15 protein-coding genes, 1 tRNA gene and 1 pseudogene are annotated in these 18,874 nt (G+C 68.5%); 8 read left to right on the forward strand and 9 right to left on the reverse strand.

What is annotated here, in order from left to right:
* Window positions 1-99: 99 nt before the first annotated feature.
* Window positions 100-972 (reverse strand): inositol monophosphatase family protein, encoded by an 873-nt coding sequence (locus tag ABIN76_RS15625; protein ID WP_346960595.1) that lies wholly within the window; start codon window positions 970-972, stop codon window positions 100-102.
* A gap of 131 nt (window positions 973-1,103) precedes the next feature.
* On the opposite strand from ABIN76_RS15625, the gene ABIN76_RS15630 reads away from it, so the two are divergent.
* On the forward strand, window positions 1,104-1,757 hold the full coding sequence (locus ABIN76_RS15630) for a hypothetical protein (protein WP_346960596.1): 654 nt from the start codon (window positions 1,104-1,106) through the stop codon (window positions 1,755-1,757).
* 311 nt (window positions 1,758-2,068) lie between these two features.
* Here the strand turns inward: ABIN76_RS15630 and ABIN76_RS15635 are convergent, their stop codons facing one another.
* The 4 genes from ABIN76_RS15635 to ABIN76_RS15650 all read right to left on the reverse strand — a co-directional run bounded on the left by ABIN76_RS15635 (window position 2,069) and on the right by ABIN76_RS15650 (window position 6,781).
* On the reverse strand, window positions 2,069-3,139 hold the full coding sequence (locus ABIN76_RS15635; RefSeq protein WP_346960597.1) for a hypothetical protein: 1,071 nt from the start codon (window positions 3,137-3,139) through the stop codon (window positions 2,069-2,071).
* 519 nt (window positions 3,140-3,658) lie between these two features.
* Window positions 3,659-5,194 carry an EAL domain-containing protein gene (locus ABIN76_RS15640; protein ID WP_346960598.1) on the reverse strand — a complete coding sequence of 512 codons (1,536 nt, stop codon included), beginning with the start codon at window positions 5,192-5,194 and terminating at the stop codon, window positions 3,659-3,661.
* Window positions 5,184-5,711: a hypothetical protein gene (locus tag ABIN76_RS15645; RefSeq protein WP_346960599.1), complete on the reverse strand. Its 528-nt coding sequence runs from the start codon at window positions 5,709-5,711 to the stop codon at window positions 5,184-5,186. Before ABIN76_RS15645 ends, ABIN76_RS15640 begins: the two co-directional genes overlap by 11 nt.
* Window positions 5,712-6,001: 290 nt before the next feature.
* Window positions 6,002-6,781 (reverse strand): DUF998 domain-containing protein, encoded by a 780-nt coding sequence (locus tag ABIN76_RS15650; protein ID WP_346960600.1) that lies wholly within the window; start codon window positions 6,779-6,781, stop codon window positions 6,002-6,004.
* 85 nt (window positions 6,782-6,866) lie between these two features.
* Between ABIN76_RS15650 and ABIN76_RS15655 the strand changes: the two genes are divergently transcribed.
* From ABIN76_RS15655 to ABIN76_RS15665, 3 genes and pseudogenes are all read left to right on the forward strand, one after another.
* Window positions 6,867-6,939: transfer RNA gene (locus ABIN76_RS15655), tRNA-Arg, on the forward strand.
* A 52-nt stretch (window positions 6,940-6,991) separates the two neighbouring features.
* Window positions 6,992-7,414: pseudogene (locus ABIN76_RS15660) on the forward strand (DUF6314 family protein); the annotation flags it as partial.
* Window positions 7,415-7,420: 6 nt separating this feature from the next.
* Entirely contained in the window at window positions 7,421-7,906 is a 486-nt protein-coding gene (locus ABIN76_RS15665; RefSeq protein WP_346960633.1) for an NUDIX domain-containing protein, read from the forward strand.
* On the opposite strand, the gene ABIN76_RS15670 is transcribed toward ABIN76_RS15665, so the two are convergent.
* Together ABIN76_RS15670 and ABIN76_RS15675 are read right to left on the reverse strand one after the other, a co-directional pair.
* Complete coding sequence (locus ABIN76_RS15670) at window positions 7,903-9,816, reverse strand: ABC transporter ATP-binding protein (RefSeq protein ID WP_346960601.1); 1,914 nt, start codon at window positions 9,814-9,816, stop codon at window positions 7,903-7,905. The two genes, ABIN76_RS15665 and ABIN76_RS15670, sit on opposite strands and share 4 nt — an antisense overlap.
* The gene (locus ABIN76_RS15675) at window positions 9,813-11,483 is read right to left on the reverse strand and encodes an ABC-F family ATP-binding cassette domain-containing protein (protein WP_346960602.1); all 1,671 of its coding nucleotides are present in this window, start codon (window positions 11,481-11,483) and stop codon (window positions 9,813-9,815) included. Before ABIN76_RS15675 ends, ABIN76_RS15670 begins: the two co-directional genes overlap by 4 nt.
* A 233-nt stretch (window positions 11,484-11,716) precedes the next feature.
* Here ABIN76_RS15675 and ABIN76_RS15680 point away from each other — a divergent pair, with 233 nt between their 5' ends.
* From ABIN76_RS15680 to ABIN76_RS15695, 4 genes are read left to right on the forward strand one after another with little or no spacing between them, the layout of a single operon-like run.
* Window positions 11,717-12,451, forward strand: coding sequence for a hypothetical protein (locus tag ABIN76_RS15680; protein WP_346960603.1), 735 nt, complete (start codon window positions 11,717-11,719; stop codon window positions 12,449-12,451).
* Window positions 12,448-13,188, forward strand: a complete 741-nt coding sequence (locus ABIN76_RS15685) for a hypothetical protein (RefSeq protein WP_346960604.1) — start codon at window positions 12,448-12,450, stop codon at window positions 13,186-13,188. Before ABIN76_RS15680 ends, ABIN76_RS15685 begins: the two co-directional genes overlap by 4 nt.
* The gene (locus tag ABIN76_RS15690) at window positions 13,185-13,928 is read left to right on the forward strand and encodes a hypothetical protein (RefSeq protein ID WP_346960605.1); all 744 of its coding nucleotides are present in this window, start codon (window positions 13,185-13,187) and stop codon (window positions 13,926-13,928) included. The genes ABIN76_RS15685 and ABIN76_RS15690 overlap by 4 nt, the downstream gene beginning before the upstream one ends.
* Window positions 13,921-14,640: a hypothetical protein gene (locus ABIN76_RS15695; RefSeq protein WP_346960606.1), complete on the forward strand. Its 720-nt coding sequence runs from the start codon at window positions 13,921-13,923 to the stop codon at window positions 14,638-14,640. Before ABIN76_RS15690 ends, ABIN76_RS15695 begins: the two co-directional genes overlap by 8 nt.
* A gap of 212 nt (window positions 14,641-14,852) precedes the next feature.
* On the opposite strand, the gene ABIN76_RS15700 is transcribed toward ABIN76_RS15695, so the two are convergent.
* Window positions 14,853-17,879, reverse strand: coding sequence for a glycoside hydrolase family 38 C-terminal domain-containing protein (locus ABIN76_RS15700; protein ID WP_346960607.1), 3,027 nt, complete (start codon window positions 17,877-17,879; stop codon window positions 14,853-14,855).
* A gap of 121 nt (window positions 17,880-18,000) precedes the next feature.
* Window positions 18,001-18,870 (reverse strand): formate dehydrogenase accessory sulfurtransferase FdhD, encoded by an 870-nt coding sequence (gene fdhD, locus ABIN76_RS15705; RefSeq protein WP_346960608.1) that lies wholly within the window; start codon window positions 18,868-18,870, stop codon window positions 18,001-18,003.
* Between the last annotated feature and the right edge of the window lie 4 nt (window positions 18,871-18,874).

The following is an 18,874-nucleotide window of genomic DNA, read 5'->3' on the forward strand; positions in this document are numbered from 1 at the left end:
TTATGTCCACGCTTCGAGCCCAAGAATGAGCATGTCCCCCTGGCGGCTGCGTCAAGGTTGAGCATGCTCCGCGGTCGTTTGGCGGGACAGGGGGGCCCGCTAGCCTACGGACCCGGATTCCAGCGCGGCGCGGAGCTGCCGGACCGCCGTCGTACCTCCGGCGACGAACCAGTCCAGGCCGTTGACGCGGACGACGTCGGTGGCGCCGCCGGCCGCGAGCACAATCGCCTGGCCCGGCAGCCAGTCCCACTCCGGGGAGCTGTGCTGGAACCAGCAGTCCAGGCCGCCGTCGGCCACCCGGCCGAGGTCGCACGAGCCGGAGCCGAACATCCGCAGCGCCGCTGCCGAGGTCGCCGCGGCGTGCCAGGGCATGGCGCACATCGGGTCCGCGAGCCAGGTGGGATGGATGTAGGTGGCAGCGCCCAGCTCGGCCAGCGGTGTGTCTGCGCGTCCCCTGCCGCCTGCCGCGCGGGGCCGGAAACTGGTCAGCGGCTCACCGTTCAGCGTGGCCGCGCGCGTGGTGCCGCCGAGCCAGAGCTTGTCCTCCTCCGGCTGGAAGATGGCACCGAGCAGCGGGCCGGAGGAGTCCTTGAGGGCGATCGCGGAGCACCAGTAGCTGGAGCCGTGCAGGAAGTTGTAGGTGCCGTCCACGGGGTCGATCACCCAGGTCCGGCCGCTGCTGCCCTGCTCGGAGGCACCTTCCTCGCCGAGGATGCCGTCGTCGGGCCGGCAGCGCTGCAGCTGTTCGAGCACATAGGCCTCGGCGGCGTGGTCGGCCGCGGTCACAACATCGGAGACGGACGTCTTCCGCTGCCCTTGCAGTCCTGCCTGCCGCATCAGGAGCGCAAGGGTGCCGGCCTCCCGCACCAGGGCCTCGGCGAGCTGGTAGTCATCCAGTTCGGGGCTGAGTTCCGCGGTGCTGTGCCGGCCGAGCCGGTGCCTGCCAAGTTCATTGCTGCCTGATTCGCTCACGCGTTCAGCCTAACGGGCGCCCAGAAGAACTGAACAGGCACGCCGAACCAACGCCGCCCTCGCCGAAGCCCGGCCGGAAGCCTCGCCGAAGCCCGGCCGGCGCGGCGGCGGCCAGGGGCGATAATGGAGCCATGGCCAAGACACCCGCGCAGCGGATCAAGAAGCACGGCACGAACGCTGCCGTTCCCCAGCACCATCTGCCCGCGGTGATCAACCCCAGTACCAGCCGGACCCCGCAGAAGGCGCAGAGCAACAGCAACCTGATCCTGATCGCCGGTGTCGTCGCGAGCCTGTTCCTGTTCTGGTACGTGCACCTGCTGACCCTGAACCAGCTCACGCAGCTGACCGGCGGGATCCCGATGCCCGATTCGCTGGTCGGCGGCTTCGACCGGGGATTCGTGGAGCAGCTGCGCTCCGCCATGGACGGAGACGCCCGCGGGCAGCTCAATTACGTGCACAAGACGGCCGGCACCCTGTTCCCGTTGATCTTCGGCTTCACCTGGCTGCTGCTGATCGGCACCAATGTGGCCCGGAAGCCGCTCCGCTGGGCCCTGTGGGCGGTCCCGCTGCTGTTCGCGGGGGTGCGGCTGTGGGGTAACTCGGCCATCGACGCCATGCTGTCCGCAGATACGCTCGACGGCGGCCAGGTCGCCCTGGCGTCGGGGCTCACCGTGGCCGGCTGGATCCTGCTCGTGCTGAGCCTGGTGGTCGGCGGGGCGGCAGTCTTCCTGGGCCGCAAGGCCTCGTCCGCCCGGGCTGACGCGGCAGGATCCGCCACTCTTTAGCATTCACGGGGCCGAGGCTCGGGTTGGCCCCGGGCCTGGTATGCCAAGCGTCCGGGCCCACAGTGGGACATGCCCATTCTTGGCGGGACTCAGTGCGCATATACCCCCTATGTCCAGTGCGGGGTGCCCGCGAGGGGCATGCTCCATCTAAGCTGCGGCTTTGGAGCGTGGCGCCACGGGACATGCCCATTCGTGGCGGGGTTCAGTGGCACATACCCACTATGTCCGATGCCCGGAGTGCGCGAGGGGCATGCGCCGCAAGGCTGGTGAACGCCGATCCAGGGCGCACGGGAAGTGCTGAGGACGGGGGATTAGTTGCCGTCGAAGCCCGTGACACGAAGCAGCCAGGACCGGAACGATTCTCGCCCTAACTCAGCTTTGAGAAAGTCTCGGGCTTGCTGGGCCCGATGGGGAGCGCCAGCGCTTTCGAAATGTACTGCCGCTTCTGAAAGAGCCTGCCGGGCCGCATTCTTGTCGCCAGTTGCGAGGTACGCCCTCCCCAAAAGAAACCAGGCGTCCCCAAGTACTTGTGATGCGGTTGTCGCGGTGCAGACGTCTTCCAGTATGGCGACAGCGGACGCGGCGTCGCCGGCGAGGTAGCTCCAGTGGGCCCGGTTGCGCCTGAGGAGCAGTAAATCGATCTCGCTGCCCCCGATAACGTCCGTGGCCAACTCGGCGCGTTCAATGCAGCGAAGCGTGTCGGCATCAGCGACATTCGCAGCGAGTCGCATGGCAGCTGACGCCTTGTTGAACTTAGCCCAGACATTCAAGTTGCGTGCGGGTGAGAAGGTCGTCGCGGCAAGTTCGTGGTAGCGCAGGCCCTCCGGTACGTCATCGCATAGAAATGCCACGTTGCCGATGACCCAATAGGCCTTGCCCGCTAACTGCTCATCCAACTCGTCCGAAATGACGCCAGCCAGTTCCTTGCATTCCGACCAAGCCTCGGAGAGCTTTCCCGAATCAGCCAGTGCTGCGATCAGAGCCTGTCTTGCTCTGACGTTAATCTCGACATCGGATTCATTGCCTGTCAGGTCCGCGGCCGCTTTGGCCTCAGCAGCCGCGGAGTCGAGCAGACCTGACCCTTGGTGAGCCTGGGCCATAAGAATGTGAACCTGGGCGCGCAGCTGCGGGGAAATCGCCTGAGCATCCTTGACGAGTGTTGAGGCCGCCTCAGCGCATGCCTCGAAGTTGGCGTCCGAGAGGTAGCTCTCTGCCCGGAGGTAGGTCATCGACCTCCAAGATTCGAGATCGCCTTCGTTCAGAGCGATGTCGGCGGCTTCGCCGGCGCTCATAGCGGCTTCAGAGAAGTCGTGATTGGCCCGATGCTCACGCGCCCGAAGCTCGGCCGCGGCATAAGCCGACGAGACTGAATGTTGTCGCATGTTTCAATTATCCGCTCCCGGAGGCACTAACGCGGACAGCACACGCAAGCGCGCCCGGCGAACCGGAGCAGGCCCCTCCGATTAGCACAGGCGATTGGCTCATTCGTTGCAATTGTTATATTGCGGCGTGTTGGAAGGCCCTATACTGAGGTTGCACAATCACTTGAGTCACATCAGCCTCTCAAATAACAGGAGCCCTACATGAAGAAAACCTTTGCAACACTGCTTGTCGCCGGCGCCCTCGCGGCAGCAGGATTCTCTGCTGCATCTGCTGTGTCCGCAAGTGGTAGCACCTCGGACCAGGGCTCAGTAATGGCTGTGTTCTACTGGCCGGACTCCACCCCGAAGAACTAACGGAGTCAGCAACCGCAAAGGGCGGGAATCGGAGTTAGCTCCGGCTCCCGCCCTTTGTCATACCCAGAAACAGAGCATCCCAGCCGCCGGCGTTCGCCAACCGCACCCCGCCAGCCGCACCCCCGCCAACCGCCGTCGTTCGCCCGGGCAGCCCCCGCCGGATCCCTACTGCGAAACCGCCCGGCCCTCGCTGATGAGGGCTTCGACGGCTTCGGCGGGCGCCGGCCGGCCGAAGTAGTAGCCCTGGCCGCTGCCGCAACCCAGCCGGACCAGCTCCTCGGCCTGCTCGGCCGTCTCAATGCCCTCCGCCACGGCCTTGAGCCCGCAGGCATGGATCAAATGCAGCACGGCCTCGACAAAGCCGCCCTGCTCCTCGTCCGTTCCCAGTCCGTCGATCAGGCTCTTGTCGATTTTGACCACGTTGACCGGGAGCCGGCGCAGGTAGCTGATGGAGGAGTATCCCGTGCCGAAGTCGTCGATTTCGAGTTGCACGCCGAGCTGCCGCAGCCCGCTGAGCGAGTACTTGTCCACGTCGCCGCCGGTGACGGCCATGGATTCCGTCAGCTCGATGATGAGGTTCGCGGCATCCACGCCCGTCTCGCGGAGGATGTCCTGAACGTGTTCGATCAGCTCGAGGTTCTGCAACTCGGTGGTGGAGATGTTGACCCGGACGGAGAACTCGCTGTCCAGCGGCAGCCGCTCCTGCCAGTCCCGGAGCTGGCGGACGGCGTTGCGCAGGACCCAGTGCCCCAACTCCACGATCATCCCGGTCTCCTCCGCCAGCGGAATGAACTGGTCCGGCATCAGGAGCCCGCGCTCGGGGTGGTTCCAACGGACCAGCGCCTCGACGCCCTCGATCCGCCCGGTAGCGAGCTCCACCACCGGCTGGAAGTGCAGCGTCAGCTGGTCCTGGCGGATCGCCTCGCGCATTTCGGTGACCATCAGGCTCTGAAGCCTGCGGGCGTACAGCAGCGCCGGTTCAAAGATCTTGATCCCGCTGTGCGGCTGCGCCTTCGCCGCATACATGGCCGTGTCGGCTTCCATCACCAGGTCATCGGCGGACTGGCCCGGCTCCGCCACACGCACCCCGATGCTGGTGCCGCAGGTAACCCTCAAGTCGCCGATCTCCAGAGGCTCGCTGAGGGCCTTGAGGATCCTGTTGGCCACCCGCCGGGCGCGCACGAGGTTGGATTTGGGCAGCATGACGGCGAATTCGTCGCCGCCGAGCCTCGCCACGGTATCCGTCACCCGCACCGCGTCCTGCAGCCGCCGGGCGATCACCCGCAGCACGTCGTCGCCCGCGCTGTGGCCCAGCGTGTCGTTGATGCCCTTGAAGGAGTCAAGATCGAGAATCAGCAGGGCCGGCGGCATCTCTCCGCGGGACGTTTCGGCGAGCGCGTGGCTGAGCACCGAGTTCAGCGCGGTCCGGTTGGCCAGCTGGGTCAGGGGGTCCGTCAGCGCCATCCGTTCCAGCTCAACCTGGGCCTGGCGCAGCATCGCGGTCCGGCTTTCGACGCGCTCCTCAAGCTCCTGGTAGATGGTCTGCAGATCATCAGCCATCAGGTTGATGCCCGCAATGACGGCGGCGACGTCGTCGCGCGCGCCGGAGTGGGGAATCCGGGTGCTTAGATCGCCGCTGGCGATCCGGACGATTCCCTCCACGAGGCTATGGAGCCGGGGGTCTGGTACATCACTTTTCACTCGTATAAGGCCTTAACCACTTGAGGGCGTCTGTGCGCGAAATGAAGAACTCCGCCGGAATGGTTTCCGTCCTTGAACGCAGCAGGTAATGCGCAATAACGCGGTCCACGGGGCTTTCCCCCACCAGCGCGAACGCCGAGGCGGCAATGGATCCGGCATAGACCTGGCGGGCCTCCACGCTGACGCCGACGACGCCGGAAATGACCAGGAGCACCGGAACCCGCTTACCGTCCGCAAGGGTCCGGACTGCGGCACCGGCCTCTCGCGCCTCCGGCCCCTCGATCTCCCGGTTCGGCGGGAGCGCGACTTCGATGATGCCGCCTTCGAGCAGCCGGACGCCGATGACTGGCTCCGCGGGAGCTTCCGCTGGGGGAACTCCCGGTTCGGCCAGTCCCAGTTCCGCGAGGCTGAGCACTGTAAGGGACGACGACGGCGACCCGTCGCCGGGTGCGTCAAGTAGGGCCGGGGTTTCCTCGGGGACTTGCCCGTCCGGCGCGACGGGGGCCTCGACCGTCACAGGGCAGCAACCCGACGGACAACAGCCACATGGGCGGGGTGGTCGCCGAAGGAAGTCGCTGCCAGGCGCGGCGCAACCAGCTGATCAGACATGTGCCCCCACAGACTACAAGTCGGCAATTCGGCGTGCGCTGGAGCCAAGCTCCTGCACGAGGCACCGGAGCGTTCCGGCGAATGCCCCCATAATAGTGCAAGCCACCGCCCGGATGAGACATAAGACACCCCACGACACAGATTGGCCGAAAGCGCCGAAGAGGTAGCGGACCGCACGCGGTGCCCGCCTGCGCCGCGTCAGCGGGGAGAAGTCCCCTGCACGCGCGCCAGCTTGCGCGTCACCAGCTCCTGCCGGACGCGTTGCGCGACCACCAGCCCCAGCGCCGCCGTACCAATGGTGATGGGGTATCCCATCAGCCGTTCCAGGGTGCCGGGCTCGGGCACCCGCATGCCGGTGGCCCCGCCGGTGATGAGGGCGGCCAGCGAGACGGCGCCGCAGGCCAGGATGAACCAGCCCAGCGGCGTCTGTTGGCGCCACAGCCAGCCCACCAGCACCAGGGCCAGGCCGCCGGCGGCGAAGTACATCAGCGCCCCGGCCAGATGCCAGCCGGAGCCGGCGTCTTCGGGCACCAGCCCCACGATCACGGTCCCGGCGCCGGCGGTCACGCTGAGCGACCGGGCAGCAAAGGCGGCGGTCGACGGCGAACGCCGCCCCGGGACGACGGCGAGCCGCGCGCCGGCCCGGGCAGCGACGCCGATCACGGCGGAGCTGAGCAGCAGCGCCCCGACCATCATGCCGATCCCCTGCACCACAAACGAGGCGTTCATCAGCAGGTGAGCCGGCGAACAGACGTCGCGGCCGGAGAACTCGCCGCAGCCCAGGGCGCCGAGGTCACTGATGTAGCCGGTGCGCCGGCTGTACGGCTCCCGGCCCGCCCACGCCCCGATCACCGCCGCCTCGGCGACGAAATACTGCAGCACGCTCAGTTTCGCGAGCGCTCCGAGATAGAACCTCGTGGCGGCCACATCGGGAAAATAAATAAGGTCCCGGGAAACCGTCCGGGCTGAGGCTGTCATGCCAAGAGCGTAGTACGGGCACTCACCTTGTATGCTTGTATCCGTGTCCGGACGGGCCGGCCGACGGCCACCCGCCTGCACGCCCGCCCTCGTAGCTCAGTGGATAGAGCACGGCTCTCCTAAAGCCGGTGTCGTTGGTTCGATTCCAATCGAGGGCACTTGGACTCCCAGACGCCGGCCGCCGGCGAAGACGATCAACGGCGCTTTGAAATGCGCACCTACCTGCTGGGCAGCTGGACCGTGGCCCGCACCCTGCTGGACCGGGCCACCGGCAGCCGCGGCACCTTCACCGGCGTCGTCCGCTTTACGGACACCGACGACGGCGGCCTCCGCTTCCGCGAAGAAGGCACCGTGCACTGGAACCCGGCAGGCGCCGCGCCCTTTACCGGCCCGGCGAGCCGCGAGTACCTCCTGAAACCGTCGGCAACACCGGAGGCGATGGACATGTTCTTCCCCGACGGCCGCCCCTTTCACCGCATCGGCTTCGGCGGCCAGGACAGCCGGGACACGCACTGGTGCGATCCGGACACCTACCGGGTCGACTACACCCGGCTCGGGCCGGATGAGTTCCGTTACCGCTGGGATGTCACCGGCCCGGCAAAGGACCTGGAGCTCGACTCCGTGCTCACCAGAACGGGCGTGAATCCCCGCATTGTGGTCTCCGCCGTCTGCGTCTTCGATCCCGCCGGCCGGCTGCTGACCGTCCGCAAACGCGGCACGGACAAATTCATGCATCCCGGCGGCAAGCCCGAGGCCGGCGAAACCGCGGCCCAGGCTGCCGCGCGCGAACTCGAAGAGGAAGTCGGCATTGTGGTGGCGGCCGAGGACCTGGAACCCCTCGGCAGCTGGCTGGCCGAGGCCGCCAACGAGGCCGCCACACAGATCGAGGCCACGGTCTTCACCGCGCCCACGTTGATTAACGCAACGGGCAGCTGGACCGCACGCCCGTCCGCCGAGATCGCCGAAATCCGCTGGCTGGACCTGGCCGGACCGCTGCCGGAGGACCTGGCGCCGCTGCTCACGGAGCACGTGCTGCCCGCCCTCGCCGCGCAGCCCGGCCGGCACACGGCCGGCCGCACCCCAGGCCGGCGCACCCCAGGCCGGTGCACCCTAAGCCAGGACTAAAGCTCCGGCACCGCTTCGGCCGCCACCGCGGTGGCCTCGGCGAACTGGGTCCGGTACAGCTCCGCGTAGCGGCCCTCTGCGGCGAGCAGTTCGTTGTGGGTGCCGCGCTCAACGATCACGCCGTCCTCAACCACCAGGATGGCGTCGGCGGCGCGGATGGTGGAGAGCCGGTGCGCGATCACGACGGCGGTGCGGCCCTCCAGCGCCGCGCCCAGCGCTTCCTGCACCGCGGCCTCGTTGGTCGAGTCCAGCGCGGCCGTGGCCTCGTCCAGGATCACCACCCGCGGCTGGGCAATGAGCAGCCGCGCGATGGTGAGCCGCTGCCGTTCGCCGCCCGAGAGCCGGTAGCCGCGCTCCCCCACCACGGTGTCCAGGCCGTCCGGCAGCGAGCGGATCATGTCCTCGAGCCGGGCCTGGCGCAGCACGTCCCACATCAGCTCCTCGCTGGCACCCGGGCGGGCCAGGCGCAGGTTGGAGGCTATGCTCTCGTGGAACAGGTGCCCGTCCTGGGTCACCATGCCCAGGGTTTCGCGCATCGAATCGAAGGTGAGGTCGCGGACGTCCACGCCGGTGCCGGAGCCCGCCCCGCCGAAGCGGACGGCGCCCGAATCGACGTCGTAGAGCCGGGAGAGCAGCTGGGCGATGGTGGATTTGCCGGCGCCTGAGGAACCCACCAGGGCCACGGTCTGGCCCGGTTCCACCCGGAAGCTGATGCCGTGCAGCACTTCCTCGCCGCCGCGGGTATCCAGCGTGGAGACGTCCTCGAGCGAGGCCAGCGAGACCTTGTCCGCCGACGGGTAGGAGAAGCGGACGTCGTCGAACTCAACCGAGAGCGGGCCGCGCGGCGATTCCACCGCGTCCGGCTTCTGCTGGATGAGCGGCTTGAGGTCCAGGATCTCGAAGACGCGCTCGAAGCTGACCAGGGCGCTCATGATTTCCACCCGTGCGTTGGAGAGCGCGGTGAGCGGCGCGTAGAGGCGGGTGAGCAGCAGCGCCAGCACAACGACGTCGCCCGCGGCAAGCTGCCCGCCCAGCGCCAGCCAGCCGCCCAGGCCGTAGACCAGCGCCAGGGCCAGGGCAGAGACGAGGGTCAGGGCCGTGACGAAAGTGAACTGCAGCATCGCGGTGCGGACGCCGATGTCCCGCACCCGGCCGGCGCGGAGCGCGAACTCGCGGGATTCCTCGTCCGGCCGGCCGAAGAGCTTGACCAGGGTGGCCCCCGGGGCGGAGAAGCGCTCCGTCATCTGCGTGCCCATCGCCGCGTTGTGCTCGGCGGCCTCGCGGCGCAGTTCGGCCAACCTGGAGCCCATCCGGCGGGCCGGGATGAGGAAGATCGGCAGCAGGATCATGGCGAGCACGGTCACCAGCCAGGACTTGTTCAGCATCACCACGAGCGTGAGGGCCAGGGCCACCACGTTGCTGACCACACCGGAGAGCGTGCCGGCGAAGGCGGACTGCGCGCCGATCACGTCATTGTTGAGCCGGCTGACCAGCGCCCCAGTGCGGGTCCGGGTGAAGAATGCGATCGGCATCTTCTGCACGTGGTCAAAGACCTTGGTGCGCAGGTCCACGATCACGCCCTCCCCGATGGTGGAGGACAGCCAGCGCGTCACCAACCCGATCCCGGCCTCGCCCACCGCCACGATCGCGATCAGCACGGCGAGCCAGATCACCGTGCCGGCGTCGGCCTTGGCGATGATCGCATCCACCACCTGGCCGGCCAGCACCGGCGTCGCAACCGCGAGGACGGCCATCACGATGGACAGCAGCACGAAGGCGATCAGCCGGCCGCGGTGCGGCCGGGCGAAGCCGAAGACACGTTTGAGGAGCTCCTTGGAGAACGGCTTGGAGCCGGACGAGGCGCGGGTGATGTTGTACAGGGAGCTCCAGGCAACCCGGTCCATGCTCATGAGTTGGTACCTTTCGGGGCGTTCGCGCCCAGCAGTTCGGTGACGACGCCGTTGACGACGTTCCAGCGCACGTCCAGGCGCACGTTTTCCAGCAGGCGGCGGTCGTGCGTGACCAGCAGCAGGGCGCCGTCGTAGCTGTCGAGGGCATCCTCGAGCTGCTCGATCGCCGGGAGGTCCAGGTGGTTGGTCGGCTCGTCGAGGACCAGCAGGTTCACCCCGCGCGCCTGCAGCAGCGCCAGCGCGGCCCGGGTCCGTTCGCCCGGTGAAAGTGAGTCCACGGGCCGGGAGGTGTGGTCGGCCTTGAGCCCGAACTTGGCCAGCAGGGTCCGTACCTCCGCGGGGGTCTGGTCCGTCAGCACGGCTTCGACGGCGTCGGCAAGTTTGAGGCGGCCGGCCAGCAGCCCGCGGGCCTGGTCGATTTCCCCGACCGCCACCGAGGCGCCCATGGACGCGTCTCCGGCGTCGGGCCGCTGCGCGCCCAGCAGCAGCCGCAGCAGGGTGGACTTGCCCGCGCCGTTGGGCCCGGTGATGCCGATCCGCTCGCCGGCGTTGAGCTGCAGGTTCACCGGCCCCAAGGTGAAGTCCCCCTGGTGCACGACGGCGTCCCGCAGCGTCGCGACGACGGCGCTGGAGCGCGGCGCCGCGCCGATGCTGAACTGCAGCTGCCATTCCTTGCGCGGTTCCTCGACTTCCTCCAGCCGGGCGATCCGGGACTCCATCTGCCGGACCTTCTGGCCCTGCTTCTCGGAGGACTCGGTGTTCGCGGCACGGCGGATCTTGTCATTGTCCGGGCTCTTTTTCATCGCGTCGCGGACGCCCTGGGAGCTCCACTCCCGCTGCGTGCGGGCCCGCGAGACGAGATCTGCCTTGGCACTGGCGAACTCCTCATAGCGTTCCCGGGCGTGCCGGCGGGCCACGGCGCGTTCCTCCAGATACGCCTCATAGCCGCCGTCGTAGACCGCGACGGCGTTTTGGGCGAGGTCCAGCTCCACGACGGTGGTGACGCAGCGGGCCAGGAATTCCCGGTCGTGCGAGACCAGCACGACGCCGCCGCGCAGGCCCTGGACGAAGGCCTCCAGCTTGGCCAGGCCATTGAGGTCAAGGTCGTTGGTCGGCTCGTCCAGCAGGACGATGTCGAAACGGCTCAGCAGCAGGGCCGCGAGCGCCACCCGGGCGGCCTGCCCGCCGGAGAGCCCGGTCATTGCGGCGTCGGGTCCCACCTCGAGGCCCAGGTCCGCCAGCACCGGCGGGATCCGCTCCTCCAGGTCGGCGGCGCCGGAGGCCATCCAGCGGTCGAATGCCACCGAGTACGCGTCCTCGGAACCCGGGGCGCCGGTACCCAGCGCCTCCGCGGTGGATTCCATGTCCGCCGTCGCCTGCCCGCAGCCGGTGCGCCGGGCGATGTAGCCGGCCACGGTTTCGCCTTCGATCCGTTCGTGTTCCTGCGGCAGCCAGCCGACGAAGGCGTCGGCCGGGGCAAGGCTGACCGTACCCTCCTGCGGCTGGTCGACGCCGGCGAGCAGCCGCAGCAGCGTGGACTTGCCCGCGCCGTTGGCGCCCACGACGCCGACGACGTCGCCGGGCGCGACGGTGAGGGAGAGTTTGGAAAAGAGTGTGCGGTGGTCGTGACCACCGGAGAGGTCCTTGGCAACAAGGGTTGCAGTCATTAGTCCATTCTCTCACCGAGGCCCAAAACGGGCGGCCAGGACGGCGCCCGGCCGGGGCCGGGAAAACCGCCGGAATCGGCGCACATTCCGCCGGGCATAGAAGAACCCGCTGGTCCGGACTTGGGGGGTGTACGGACCAGCGGGTTCGAGCATCTAGCATAGTTGAAGAAGGCGAGCAGGTAAAATCGCTAGTCAGCCCCGCCCTCCGGCTCAACGAAGCAGAAAGCCCCTAGATGCCCTTACCCGCCAAGGCGTTCCAGCACTGGCTCCAGAGTGTCGCGCCGGCGATGAGCACCGCGGACATTTGCAGGATCTCCGGCGTCAAGCGCACCACCCTCGCGCAGCAACTGGTGCGCGGTAAGGTCGCAGAAACCACCGTGGTCAGCATCAGCCGGGCGCTCGGCCTGAACCCTGCTGAGTCGCTCGCCACTTTCGACACCTATGCGGACCTGACCCGGCTGGCACAGCCGCCCACCACGGCGGAACTTGTCAGCCAGATCGCCACCATGGACCTGCTGCAGGCGGTCATCACCCGTTCCGCCGCGGATCACGGACCCAGCGCCGGGTCCCCGCGCCCGCTCAGCCCGGCGCCGCACGCCACCTCGGTGCGGAACTGGGTGGATGCGATCGACGACGGCGAACTCCGCCACCGCGTTTCCGCCGCCACCGGTGTGGCTCCGCAGAACTACTCGGCGCAGCTGACGGCCAACCGGCTCTCGCCGGAACTCGCCGTGGCAACCTCGCGCGCCGCCGGCGTCGGCTTCTCCGGCGGCCTCGTGGCGACGGGACTCATCACCGAAGCCGAGGCCGGCTGGTCCGCGGAGGCCCGGCAATCGGCACTGGACACACTCTCCGACGGGGAACTCGTTGCCTTGGCCGGGGAGCGGCTGCAGACGCTCGGCAAGGCGCTCCGCCGCCAGGAGCAGGAGCAAGCTCAAACAGAAAAGATCTGGGAGAACCTCGGATGATTGTCACGGCCCTGCAATGGAGCACCTTCACGGTCTGCACCCTCGTGGCGTTCGCCCGGATTCCCAGCGCGCTGCGCGGTGAAAACCGTCCGGTCTTCTACGTGCTGGTGCTGGTGTCGGCGGCGATCCTGCTGAGTATCGACGAACCCTACGAGGCCATCGACGGCCTCCTAGGCGGGTTCAATGTAGCGAACGTGGTGCTCCGGTTCATTGGTTTTGCCGCGGTCTTCTTCCTGGGCCTCCAGATAGCGAAAGGCTTCGGCGCCGAGGATGCCCGGCGTTTCCTGACCGGTCCGGTGGGAATCACCATGGCGGTGCTCTCCTCCGCTGTGGTCATCGTCCTGTTCCTGATGATGGAGAGGACCGGCTCATCAGCCGGCCTGGTGGAGGTCGCGGCAAAGAGCAGCCGCAACCGTGCCCTGGTTGAGTATTACGGCGCCGCCGGCCGGCTGTATCCGGCCTTCGTCCTGCTGGCACTGCTTCCCGCGATGATCCGGACCGCCCGCAGCCGCCTGCCGCTGATTATCCGCGGCAGCGCCGTCGCCCTCGCAGTCGGGTCTGTGGCCATGGCATTGACGTTGGGGTTCCCGCTGGTGCCGCCGGCACTGGCGTTCTGGCGGTTTGTCATCAACTACACCGGCCTCCTCTTCCTCATCCTCGGCCTCGTCCTGATCTGGGTGGGGCGGCTGGCAGCGAGGCGCGCGCCGAAGCCGGGGGCCGCCGGAGCGTCCCGATGATCCAGGCCCTGCAGTGGTCCGCTCTGGTGATCTGCGGGGCCGTGGCCCTTGCCCGCTTTCCCGACGCGATCAGGGGGCGCAACCGCTCCATCTTCGGCGCCTTCCTGCTCACCACTTTTGCCATCCTGCTGAGCATCGATGCCCCGTATTTGGCCGTTGATGCGTGGCTCGGCGGCGCGAACTACGCCAACCTCCTCCTGAGGTTCCTGGTCTACGGGGCCGTCATGCTCGCCGGGTACCGCACCGCAAAGGCCTTCGGCGATGCCAGCGGCACCCGGCGGATTACCGGGCCGGCAGGGCTTGCCGTGCTGGTCGGCATCGCCGCGGTCACCACCGTGACTTTCCTGTTGGCCGACACCGCAGGCTCCTCCACCGGACTCACCGGACTGCCCCTGCGCAGCGAGGCGAACGCCCAGCTGATTGGACTGTACGCGACGGCCGGCAGGGTCTACCCCGCCTTCGTGGCGGTCTGCCTGGTGCCGGCCACGCTGCGCGCCGTGGGCGGACGGTTCCCGCGTGCGCTCCGGACCGGGGCCCTTCTGCTGTCGGTCGGTTATGCCGCCATGGTTGCCGGCGCCCTGTACCCGCTCTTGCCGGCAGGGCGGGCGTGGTGCCAGTCAATCATCAGCTACGCGGCCGTGCTCGGCGTAAGCCTCGGCCTGACGGTCATCTGGCTGGCCAGGTTGGCCGCCACCCGCCGGCAGGCAAGGACCAGGGTGCGGAGAGCCTCCGATGCTTGAATGGGGCACCCTGATCGTCTGCGGCCTGGCCCTGTTGCTGCGCGTGCCGGATGCCCTCCGCGGCCGCAACCGGGCCGTGTTCGGAATCCTGTTCCTAGCGACGCTGTGCAGCCTGCTCAGCATCCCGGGACCCTACGCCGCGATCGACCGGACGCTGGGGGGTTGGAACCTGACCAACCTGATCCTGCGCTTCATCGTGTTCGGGATGGTTTTCCTGGTGGGGGTGCGGCTGAGCAAGGGACTGGGTGCCGGCTACGCCCGGGACGTGATCACCGGCCGCGCGGGACGCTGGGGACTGGCAGCCGCTTGCCTGGCCGTGACGGCGACGTTCCTGCTGATGGACACCCGGATGTCATCGGCGGGGCTGCAGGACCTGGCAGACAACGGCCGGAACGCCGTCCTCGCCCCGCTCTACGCAGCGGCCGGCCGCAGCTACCCCGCGTTCGTTTCGCTCGTCCTGCTGCCCCCGCTGCTTGCTACTGCCGCAGCCGCACTGCCAAGGCTGGTGCGGGCCGGCGCCGCGCTGACGATACTGGGGGCGGCCGCGGCGATCGCCAGCGTTCCGGCGTCGTTCGCGCCGGAGTCCTGGGACCCCGTCCGGCTGGCCGTCAACTACGCGGCGGTGCTGGGCTACGTCCTGGGACTGCTGTTGTTCTGGTTTTCCGGGAGAATCGCCCGGCCTCCGGATAACGCTCCTGCAACGTTACGTTAAGAAGTAGTGGCAGGCGTTCACAAAATCATTAGAGCGTGAGAGAATCATAAATGTGTGAAAGCGACAGTCGGTTCCGTGAATGGGGATTCGGTCTTACGGAGCCAGGCGGGTCGTCCAAGCGCCATTGGGGGGATGAGTGGTAGCGGTCCGCAAGGACCGCTCCCACTCAGCCTGTTTAAGCGCCCGATTGCCCTCTGCACCGCTGCCTCCCGTCAGCGTTGGAACCTGAGCGTCACCAACTGGAACGGCCGCAGCGTGAGCCTGGCGGTGCCGCCCGGACCGGCGGTCACGCCCGGCGCGTCCGCTGGCCTTTCCAGCAGATCCACGGTCCGCACTCCCGAGCAGTCAAAGTTCGCTGCCACCGTGCCGGACGAGCGCTCCCCCAGGGACTCGTAGAGGCGGACGACCACGTCGCCGGAGCCGTCCTCCGCGAGCTTGACCGCCTCGACCACCAGGCCGGGGTTGGACACGGTGACCAGCGGCTCCACGCCGTGCGCTCCCCTGACCACGCGCGGGGCGAGGTTGGTCCGGTAACCCTCCTCAACGGCGTCCGCGATGCTGGCGCCGGGCCGGACGGTGACCGTCAGTTCATGCAGGCCGCGGTCCGCATCCGGGTCCGGGAACTTGGGTGCCCGCAGCAGCGAGACCCGGACGGTGGTGGTGGTGCCGCCGTCGTTCCCGCGGACATTGCGGGTGACGTCGTGCCCGTAGCTTGCGGCGTTGGAGACCGCGACTCCGTACCCGGGCTCGGCCACGTGGATCCACCGGTGCGCGCAGATCTCGAACTTGGCGGCCTCCCACGAGGTGTTCAGGTGGGTGGGCCGGAACACGTGGCCGAACTGCGTCTCCGAGGCGGAGCGGTCGGCCCGGACGTCGAGGGCGAAGCCGAGCTTGAGCAGCTTCTCGCGTTCCTGCCAGTCCACCGCGGTGGAGATGGCCAGCGACGGCGCGCCCGGTTCCAGCCGGATCCGCTGCGTCACGGCGGAGGTTCCGGCCAGCCGCTGCACCACGACGACGACGGCCCCGCCGTCGCGTTCCAGCGTCACGGAGCGGGCCGCGGTCAGCGGGGTGACGTTGCGGCGGTAGAAGGCATCGATGTCCCACGCATCCCATTCGTTGGGGGTGTCCCGGTGCAGTTCGAGGAGGTTGCCGAACGCGCCCGGCGCGATCGCTTCCCGGCCGCTGGCGCGGTCCCGCAGCGAGATCAGGAGGCCGTCGGCGTTCACCACGGCGCGGATGATCCCGTTGTCCAGCACGTAGCCGCCCTGGGCGGCCGCCGACTCCACGGCCGCAGCCGCGCCGACCGGGACCGCGGCGCCGAGGGCCGGCACGCCGTCGCGGGCGTGCGGGGCGGCGTTGAGCAGGAGCTCCTGGTCGCCCTCCCCCAGCACGGCGGCCGCGGCGTCGGCGATGACCGCCTCCAGCTGGCGGGCCACGGCGTCGTAGTTCCGCTCGGCATCCTGGTGCACCCAGGCAATCGAGCTGCCGGGCAGGATGTCGTGGAACTGCTGCAGCAGCACCAGCCGCCAGAGCCGTTTGAGCTCCGCCGCCGGGTAGGTGGCGCCGGCCCGGACCGCCGCGGTGGCGCACCACAGCTCCGCCTCCCGGAGGAGGTGCTCGCTGCGCCGGTTGCCCCGCTTGGTGTTGGCCTGGCTGGTGTACGTGCCGCGGTGGAGTTCGAGGTACATCTCGCCCACCCAGACCGGCAGGCCCTCGTATTCCTCTTCAGCCTTGGCGAAGAAGTCCGCGGCCGAGCCCAGCCGCACCCTGGGCGATCCTTCCAGATCCGCGGTGCGCCGGGCCGCCGCCAACATTTCCCGGGTCGGTCCGCCGCCGCCGTCGCCGTAACCGAACGGGAGCAGCGACATGGTGCCGCGGCCGTGGTCCCGGTAATTGCGCTCGGCGTGCGCCAGTTCCCGGGCGCTGATTTCGGAGCTGTAGGTGTCCACCGGCGGGAAGTGCGTGAAGAGCCGGGTGCCGTCGATCCCTTCCCAGTTGAAGGTGTGATGCGGCATCCGGTTGACCTGGTTCCAGGAGATCTTCTGGGTCAGGAACCAACGGCTGCCCGCCGCCTTGACGATCTGCGGCAGCGCGGCGGAGTAACCGAAGGTGTCCGGCAGCCATGCTTCCCGGCACTCGACGCCGAACTCCGCGAGGAAAAAGCTCTTGCCCTCCAGGAACTGGCGCGCCATGGCTTCGCCGCCGGGCATGTTGCTGTCCGATTCGACCCACATGCCGCCGACCGGGACGAATTGGCCGGTCTTGACCTTTTCCCGGATCCGCGCGAACAGCTCCGGGTGGTACTCCTTGATCCAGGCCAGCTGCTGCGCGGAGGAGCAGGAGAACACGAACCCGGGATCCTCATCCATCAGCGCCACGACGTTGGAGAACGTCCGCACGCATTTCCGGATGGTTTCCCGGACGGGCCAGAGCCAGGCGGAGTCGATGTGGGCGTGGCCGGTGGCGACGAGCTGGTGGGCCGAGGCGTAGGCCGGCCGGGCCAGGACTTCCGCGAGCGCCGCACGGCCCGCGGCCGCCGTCCCGGGCACATCGTCGGGGTCCATGACGTCCAGCATCCGCTCCAGCGCACGGAGGATCTCGTGCCGGCGCGGCAGCTCCATCGGGAGTTCGTGCATCAATCCGCTGAGCGTGCCGATGTCCTGGCTCAGTTCCCAGACGGCCTGGTTCAGCTCGGCGATGACGATCGGGCCCAGCCGGTACTGCGGTTCGGCGCCGGCGGTCGCCTTGTCCCCGTACGGGGTGGCTGCGAAGGTCCAGCCCTGTGACAGGTCGGGATTCGCGGCAGCTTCGACATAGAAGTCCACGGCCATGCCGCTGCCCAGCAGCTTCAGCGGGATGTACTGGTTCCGCGGGGAGATTGCCTTGATGACCGTTCCGTCGGGCCGCCAAGCGGTGCCTTCGCATTGGAAGCCGGGAAGGTCGGCGCTGAAGCCCAGGTCCACCAGGATTTCCACGGCGGTGTCCGGACTGCTGCCCCACGCATCGGGGACGTCGCCCTGCAGCCGCAGCCACTTGGTGCTCCAGGGCCGGCCCCAGGCGGCGCCTTGCTCCTGCGGGACAAAGTCCTGCCGCAGCGCCTCCGCCGCCGGGACGGGTTCGCCGGGGGCGTCCCAGCTGCTCAGCGTGAGCGGCACGCGGCGCGGGTAGACGGCGGGGATGATGCGTTCGCGCAGAAAACGGTCCAGCCGGACTTCCGTGAGACGGCGGTCGTCGTGCAATGTGATCCTCTTAGCGCTGGTGCGGTTGATGCGACGTCGTGTTCGAGCCTTGTGTCCAGTCGATGGATAAAATCTACTGGGGCGGCCGCGGTTTGGCCAACGGGTTAAGCCCGGCGCCGCCTCAGCCGATAGCTGCCGGCGCGGACACGCGTTCGTGGCCCGCATAGACGTTCAGCGTGGTGCCCCGGCTGAACCCGGCGAGCGTCATCCCGCCTGCCTCGGCCAGCTCCACGGCCAGGCTGGAGGGCGCACTGACGGCGGCCAGCACCGGGATCCCGGCCAGCGACGCTTTTTGCACCAGTTCGAAGGACGCCCGGCCGGAGACCTGCAGGACGGTTCCGCTCAGGGGCAGCAGGCCTTCCCGCAGCGCCCAGCCCACCACCTTGTCCACCGCATTGTGCCGGCCCACGTCTTCGCGCAGGCAGAGCAGCTCGGCCGAGCCGTCGTCGGCGATCCGGAACAGCCCTGCCGCGTGGACGCCGCCGGTGACGTCGAAGACTGCCTGGGCTTCCCGCAGCCGGTCCGGCAGCGAGGCCAGGGTTTCCACCGGCACGGTCAGCGGGTCCGCGGCCGGGCTGTAGTGCGAGGACTTGCGTACCGCGTCAATCGAGTCGGTGCCGCAGATCCCGCAGGAGCTGGAGGTGAAAAAGTTGCGGCCCGTGTCCGGCCGGACGACGTCGGGGCGCAGCTGCGCCTCCACGACGTTGAATGTCTGGACGCCGTCCTCGTCCTCGCCGGCGCAAAAGCGCAGCGAGACGAGTTGCTCCGGGGACCAGATGACGCCCTCCGAGACGAGGAACCCGGCGACCAGGTCGAAGTCGTTGCCCGGGGTCCGCATCGTGACGGAAAAGGACAGGGTGCCCAGCCGGATTTCGAGCGGCTCCTCGACCGCCAGCACGTCCTCCCGGTACCGGACCGGGAATTCCTGCGCCTGCGGCGAGCCGTCCAGGACAAATTTGTGCACCTTGCGGCGCTGTGTCACGCGGCCCATCGGA

The organism is uncultured Arthrobacter sp., from assembly GCF_964021775.1.
In the GTDB taxonomy this organism is placed as follows: Bacteria; Actinomycetota; Actinomycetes; order Actinomycetales; family Micrococcaceae; genus Arthrobacter.

Bases quoted from the DNA above. Each gene is read 5' to 3' on its own strand.
- ABIN76_RS15680 (WP_346960603.1), top strand. From the start codon at position 11,717: ATGCCCTTACCCGCCAAGGCGTTCCAGCACTGGCTCCAGAGTGTCGCG.
- ABIN76_RS15635 (WP_346960597.1), bottom strand. From the start codon at position 3,139: ATGCGACAACATTCAGTCTCGTCGGCTTATGCCGCGGCCGAGCTTCGG.
- ABIN76_RS15670 (WP_346960601.1), bottom strand. From the start codon at position 9,816: ATGAGCATGGACCGGGTTGCCTGGAGCTCCCTGTACAACATCACCCGC.
- ABIN76_RS15675 (WP_346960602.1), bottom strand. From the start codon at position 11,483: ATGACTGCAACCCTTGTTGCCAAGGACCTCTCCGGTGGTCACGACCAC.
- fdhD (WP_346960608.1), bottom strand. From the start codon at position 18,870: ATGGGCCGCGTGACACAGCGCCGCAAGGTGCACAAATTTGTCCTGGAC.
- ABIN76_RS15685 (WP_346960604.1), top strand. From the start codon at position 12,448: ATGATTGTCACGGCCCTGCAATGGAGCACCTTCACGGTCTGCACCCTC.
- ABIN76_RS15695 (WP_346960606.1), top strand. From the start codon at position 13,921: ATGCTTGAATGGGGCACCCTGATCGTCTGCGGCCTGGCCCTGTTGCTG.
- ABIN76_RS15690 (WP_346960605.1), top strand. From the start codon at position 13,185: ATGATCCAGGCCCTGCAGTGGTCCGCTCTGGTGATCTGCGGGGCCGTG.
- ABIN76_RS15630 (WP_346960596.1), top strand. From the start codon at position 1,104: ATGGCCAAGACACCCGCGCAGCGGATCAAGAAGCACGGCACGAACGCT.
- ABIN76_RS15650 (WP_346960600.1), bottom strand. From the start codon at position 6,781: ATGACAGCCTCAGCCCGGACGGTTTCCCGGGACCTTATTTATTTTCCC.